This window comes from Kitasatospora sp. NPDC004799 (assembly GCF_040609095.1).
GTDB lineage: Bacteria > Actinomycetota > Actinomycetes > Streptomycetales > Streptomycetaceae > Kitasatospora.
This window is the reverse complement of sequence record NZ_JBEXJK010000553.1, coordinates 1-4,398: the sequence shown is the minus strand read 5'-3', so window position 1 is coordinate 4,398 and position 4,398 is coordinate 1. Positions and strand designations below refer to the sequence as shown.

The window sequence follows — 4,398 nt, the reverse complement described above, 5'->3', positions numbered from 1 at the left end:
GCCGCCGGGCGGTGTGCAGCACCACGGCCCGGCCGCGGCCGCGCTGCTTCGCCGCGTACTCGGTGACCGGGCCCTGGCCGGCGGGCCGCTCGGACTCCTCGACCAGTTCGGCCAGCCGCTCGGTCAGGTCGGGCTCGGCCCGGTCGGGCCCGCTCGGGTCGGGCTCGCTCGGGTCGGGCTCGGCCCGGTCGCTCTTCACCTGGTCGGGCTCGGGGCGTGGCCGGGAGCGGCCCGGCCTGCGGAAGACTGCCATGGGAATCCGGTACCCCTTTCGCGACGGCGGGACGACGGCACGGCCCGGGGCCGCCCGCCTACTCGACGACCTCCACCCCGCGCCAGAAGGCCACCCGGCCGCGCACGTGCTCGGCCTCGGGCTTCGGGTCGGTGTAGAACCAGGCGGCGTCCGGGTTGGTCCGCCCGTCCACCTCCAGGGTGTAGTAGGCGGCGGTGCCCTTCCAGCCGCACACCGTGGTGGTCTCCGAGGGGCGCAGGAACTCGGCGCGCACCGACTCGGCCGGGAAGTAGTGGTTGCCCTCGACGACGATGGTCCGGTCGCTCTCGGCGATGACGACGCCCTGCCAACTCGCTGTGGTCATACGGCGATTGTGCCCGACCAGGGGGCACCGCGCCCATGGTTCCCGGCGCCGGGCGGGCAACCGGTACCGCTGCGCCCGGCCCGGCGGCCGTCCGCACGGCGACGGCCGGCCCGGCCGCGGTCAGGGCAGCGGGTGGGCGTGCACCGGCAGGTGCGGGCTCTGGTGGCCGCCGCTGGCGATCATCCGGACCTCGCCGTTGTCGCTGATCTCGGCCCGGACGATCCCGCTCTCGTCCTCGTACACCGGGTGGCCGCCCGGGCCGGTGGCGTCGGTGCGGGTGACCACCACGACGTCCTGCGGGGCCTGGGTGCCCGGGGTGCCGGGGAAGGTCAGGGCGTAGCGCTCGGCGGGGTTCATCGCCTGCTCCCGGTTACCCGGCGGCCTCGGCCGGCGCGGCGGCCGCGGTGACGTGCGAGCCGCGGACCTCCAGCTCGCCGAGCAGCCGGGCGGTGGCCTCCGCGACCGCTTCCACCGCTCGGTCGAAGGCCTCCCGGTTGTGCGCCGCGGGAGCGCGGAACCCGGACACCTTGCGGACGTACTGGAGCGCGGCGGCGTGGAAGTCCTCCTCGTCGGCGTCGGGCGTGACGGGGGGTCGCAGCGTCTTGATGTTGCGGCACATGCTCCCAGTCTCGCGCGCGGGAGCCGTGTCGGCGACCCCCTTTCGACACGCACACCTCATGACGGTGTCATCCGACCGGATTAGGATGCCGGATGAACGAATTAATCCCCCCTTCGTTCCGTTCACCCCCTCCATCCCATCCGTCCCGATCATCCCGTTCGTACCGCCGCGCGCTCCCCCGGCCCGTCGGCATCACTCCGGAGTCCCCCCTTGCCTCTCGCGCTGCTCGCGCTGGCCGTCACCGCGTTCGCCATCGGCACCACCGAATTCGCCGCCATGGGGCTGCTCCCCCAGGTCGCCGACAGCCTCCACGTCTCCATCCCCCAGGCCGGCTGGCTGATCTCGGCGTACGCGCTGGGCGTGGTGGTCGGCGCGCCGCTGCTGACCGCGCTGGCCGCCGGGCGGCCGCGCAAGGCGGTGCTGGTGGCGCTCGCCGGGCTGTTCGCGACCGGCAACCTGCTGTGCGCGGTGGCCCCGGACTTCTGGACGCTGGCCGCCGCCCGGCTGATCACCGGGCTGCCGCACGGCGCCTTCTTCGGCGCGGGCGCGGTGGCGGCGGCCGAGCTGGTCGCGCCGGACCGCCGGGCCCGGGCGGTGGCCGTGATGTTCTCCGGGCTGACCGTCGCCAACATCGTCGGCGTCCCGGCCGCGACCCTGCTCGGCCAGCACCTGGGCTGGCGGGCCACCATGCTGGTGGTGGTGCTGATCGCCGTCGCCGGGACCGTCGCCATCGCCCGGCTGGTGCCCGCACTCCCCTCCTCCGGCCGGTCCGGGCTCCGGCACGAGCTGCAGGCCTTCCGCAGCGGGCAGCTCTGGCTGGCGCTGGCCACCGTGGTGTTCGGCTGCGGCGGCTTCTTCGCCTGCTACAGCTACATCGCGCCGCTGCTCACCGAGGTGTCCGGGTACGCCACCGGCTCGGTGACCCTGGTGCTGTCGCTGTTCGGGGTCGGCATGACGCTCGGCAACGTGCTGGGCGGGTTCGCCGCCGACCGGGCGCTGCGCCCCACCGTCTGCGCGGCCTTCGTGCTGCTCTCCGCCACCCTGGCGCTGTTCGCGGTGACCGCGCACGCCCGCTGGTCGGCGGCGGTCACGGTGGTGCTGATCGGGATGTTCGGCTTCGCGATCGTGCCGGCCGTGCAGACCCTGGTGCTGCAGAAGGCGCGCAGCGCGCCGACCCTGGCCTCGGCGACGGTCCAGGGCGCCTTCAACCTGGCCAACGCCCAGGGCGCGTACTTCGGCGGGCTGGCGCTGGCCGCCGGGTTCGGCTGGACCTCGCCGACGCTGGTCGGCGCCGGCCTGGCCGCCGCGGGGACGCTGATCGCGGTGCTCGCCTGGGCGGGCGACCGGCGCCGACCCGCCCCGGTGGCAGGACCGGCGGCGGAACCGGCGACGGACCCGGCGGCGGCCGCGGTGACCGGCGCTTAGACCTCCCGGTGGGCCTCGGCGAGCAGCTGGTAGCCGGCGCCGTTGGCCCTGATGCCCGCCTTCTCGTCCTCGGTCAGCTCGCGGCGGACCCTGGCCGGGACGCCGGCGACCAGCGAGCCGGGCGGGACGGCCATGCCCTGCGGCACCACCGCGCCGGCCGCGACCAGCGAGCCGGTGCCGATCCTGGCGCCGTTGAGCACGGTGGCGTTCATGCCCACCAGCACGTCGTCCTCGACCGTGCAGCCGTGCAGCACGGCGTTGTGGCCGACCGAGACCCGCTCGCCGACCACCAGCGGGAAGCCGGGGTCGGCGTGCAGGGTGCAGTTGTCCTGGATGTTGCTGCCCGCGCCGACGCTGATCGACTCGGCGTCGCCGCGCAGCACCGCGCCGTACCAGACCCCGGCGTCGGCGGCGACGGTCACGTCCCCGACCACGACGGCGTTCGGCGCCACGAAGGCGCCCGGGTCGACGGCGGGCGTCTTTCCCCCGACGGCGGCGATCAGCGGCTCTGCCATGTCTCGTCCTCCTGGTGACGGTGGGCCCCGGTGGCGGTGGGCCGTGGGCTCGCCGGTCAGCGTAGGGGGTCGGTCACGGCGCCGTGCGGGCGAGGTCGGTTCCGGCGGCTCCCGGCTGGGCGCCGCACAGCGCGGTGGTGATCACCTTGAACCAGGCGGCGTTGGCGGGCTCGTCCGGGGCGTCGTAGACGGTGGCGTTCCCGGCGAACTCGCGCCGGCCGTCCGCCGCGCCGAGCAGCATCGTGCTGTAGCCGGGGATGCCGCCGGCGTGGCCCCAGAAGGAGCCGCAGGCGGTGTCCAGGCGCTGCAGGCCGAGGCCGTACGTCCGGCCCTCGCCGTGCTCGGTGGTCTGCTGCATGGCGGCGAGTTCGGCCGGGCGCAGCAGGCGGCCGCCGAGCAGGGCGTGCAGGAAGGCGGTCAGGTCCGCGGTGGTGGAGACGCCCGCGCCGGACGGGCCGGCCATCGAGGGGTTGAACAGGGTGACGTCGACCGGGCCGGTGGCGGCCTTGTAGTAGCCGTGGGCGTACGGGCCGGGGAGGAAGGGCGAGTCGCCGGGCATCCGGGTGCCGGTGAGGCCGAGCGGGCGGATGATCCGACGGGTCACCTCCTCGTTCCAGCTGCGGCCGGTGAGCTTCTCGATGATCATCCCGACCAGGATGTAGTTGGTGTTGGAGTACTGCCAGTCCTGGCCAGGCGGGAAGGCCGGCGGGTACCGCTCGGCGATGTCCACCAGGTCCCGGAGGCCGTAGTGGGTGAAGCGGCCGCCGGCCAGCCACTGCGGCCGCCGGAAGTCGAAGGCCTGGTCCTGGGTGTAGTCGGCGACCCCGCTGGTGTGGTTGAGGAGCTGCCGGACGGTGATCGCGGTGCTGTTCGGGACGATGCCCGGCAGCAGGCACTCCAGGCGGTCGTCGAGGTCCAGCCGGTGTTCGCCGACCAGTTGGAGCAGGGTGGTGGCGACGAAGATCTTGGTGGTGCTGCCGATCCGGAAGGAGCCCCGGGGGTCGGCGGGCTCGCCGGTGGCGAGTTCGGCGACGCCGGTGGCGTTGCGCCAGACCAGCCGGCCGTCCTCGCGGACGGCGCCGAGGGCGGAGGTGGAGTAGCCGGGGCCGGTCATCCCGGCGAGGGCGGCGTCGGCGGCCGCCCAGTTGTCGGGGTGCTCGACCTCGGCCGCGCCCCCGCCTCCGCCGCCGGCCCCGACCTGCGCCAGCTCTTCCTCGGCTCCGAGGGCACCCTCGGTGTGATC

The 4,398-nt window shown here is 75.0% G+C and carries 6 protein-coding genes and 1 pseudogene; 1 reads left to right on the top strand and 6 read right to left on the bottom strand.

All coding sequences use genetic code 11. The annotated features are described in order from the left end of the window. From ABZW03_RS37810 to ABZW03_RS37795, 4 genes and pseudogenes are all read right to left on the bottom strand, one after another. A pseudogene (locus ABZW03_RS37810) lies at positions 1-253 on the bottom strand (hypothetical protein); the annotation flags it as partial. A 58-nt stretch (positions 254-311) separates the two neighbouring features. Further along, positions 312-596, bottom strand: coding sequence for a DUF427 domain-containing protein (locus tag ABZW03_RS37805; protein WP_355268956.1), 285 nt, complete (start codon positions 594-596; stop codon positions 312-314). Between the two features lie 120 nt (positions 597-716). Further along, positions 717-953 carry a DUF6296 family protein gene (locus ABZW03_RS37800; RefSeq protein WP_355268954.1) on the bottom strand — a complete coding sequence of 79 codons (237 nt, stop codon included), beginning with the start codon at positions 951-953 and terminating at the stop codon, positions 717-719. Positions 954-966: 13 nt separating this feature from the next. Continuing rightward, positions 967-1,215 carry a DUF2277 domain-containing protein gene (locus ABZW03_RS37795; protein WP_355268952.1) on the bottom strand — a complete coding sequence of 83 codons (249 nt, stop codon included), beginning with the start codon at positions 1,213-1,215 and terminating at the stop codon, positions 967-969. A 210-nt stretch (positions 1,216-1,425) separates the two neighbouring features. Between ABZW03_RS37795 and ABZW03_RS37790 the strand changes: the two genes are divergently transcribed. Then, positions 1,426-2,640 (top strand): MFS transporter, encoded by a 1,215-nt coding sequence (locus ABZW03_RS37790; protein WP_355268950.1) that lies wholly within the window; start codon positions 1,426-1,428, stop codon positions 2,638-2,640. On the opposite strand, the gene ABZW03_RS37785 is transcribed toward ABZW03_RS37790, so the two are convergent. Both ABZW03_RS37785 and ABZW03_RS37780 read right to left on the bottom strand, forming a co-directional pair. Beyond that, the gene (locus tag ABZW03_RS37785) at positions 2,637-3,155 is read right to left on the bottom strand and encodes a gamma carbonic anhydrase family protein (RefSeq protein WP_355268948.1); all 519 of its coding nucleotides are present in this window, start codon (positions 3,153-3,155) and stop codon (positions 2,637-2,639) included. The genes ABZW03_RS37790 and ABZW03_RS37785 overlap by 4 nt on opposite strands. Positions 3,156-3,228: 73 nt before the next feature. Beyond that, positions 3,229-4,398, bottom strand: a 1,170-nt coding sequence (locus ABZW03_RS37780; RefSeq protein WP_355268946.1) for a serine hydrolase domain-containing protein, incomplete at its 5' end; no start/stop codon positions are given.

What these genes read in the sequence shown, in the direction of transcription:
- ABZW03_RS37795 (WP_355268952.1), bottom strand. Translation starts at nt 1,215, where the DNA reads ATGTGCCGCAACATCAAGACGCTGCGACCCCCCGTCACGCCCGACGCC.
- ABZW03_RS37785 (WP_355268948.1), bottom strand. Translation starts at nt 3,155, where the DNA reads ATGGCAGAGCCGCTGATCGCCGCCGTCGGGGGAAAGACGCCCGCCGTC.
- ABZW03_RS37805 (WP_355268956.1), bottom strand. Translation starts at nt 596, where the DNA reads ATGACCACAGCGAGTTGGCAGGGCGTCGTCATCGCCGAGAGCGACCGG.
- ABZW03_RS37800 (WP_355268954.1), bottom strand. Translation starts at nt 953, where the DNA reads ATGAACCCCGCCGAGCGCTACGCCCTGACCTTCCCCGGCACCCCGGGC.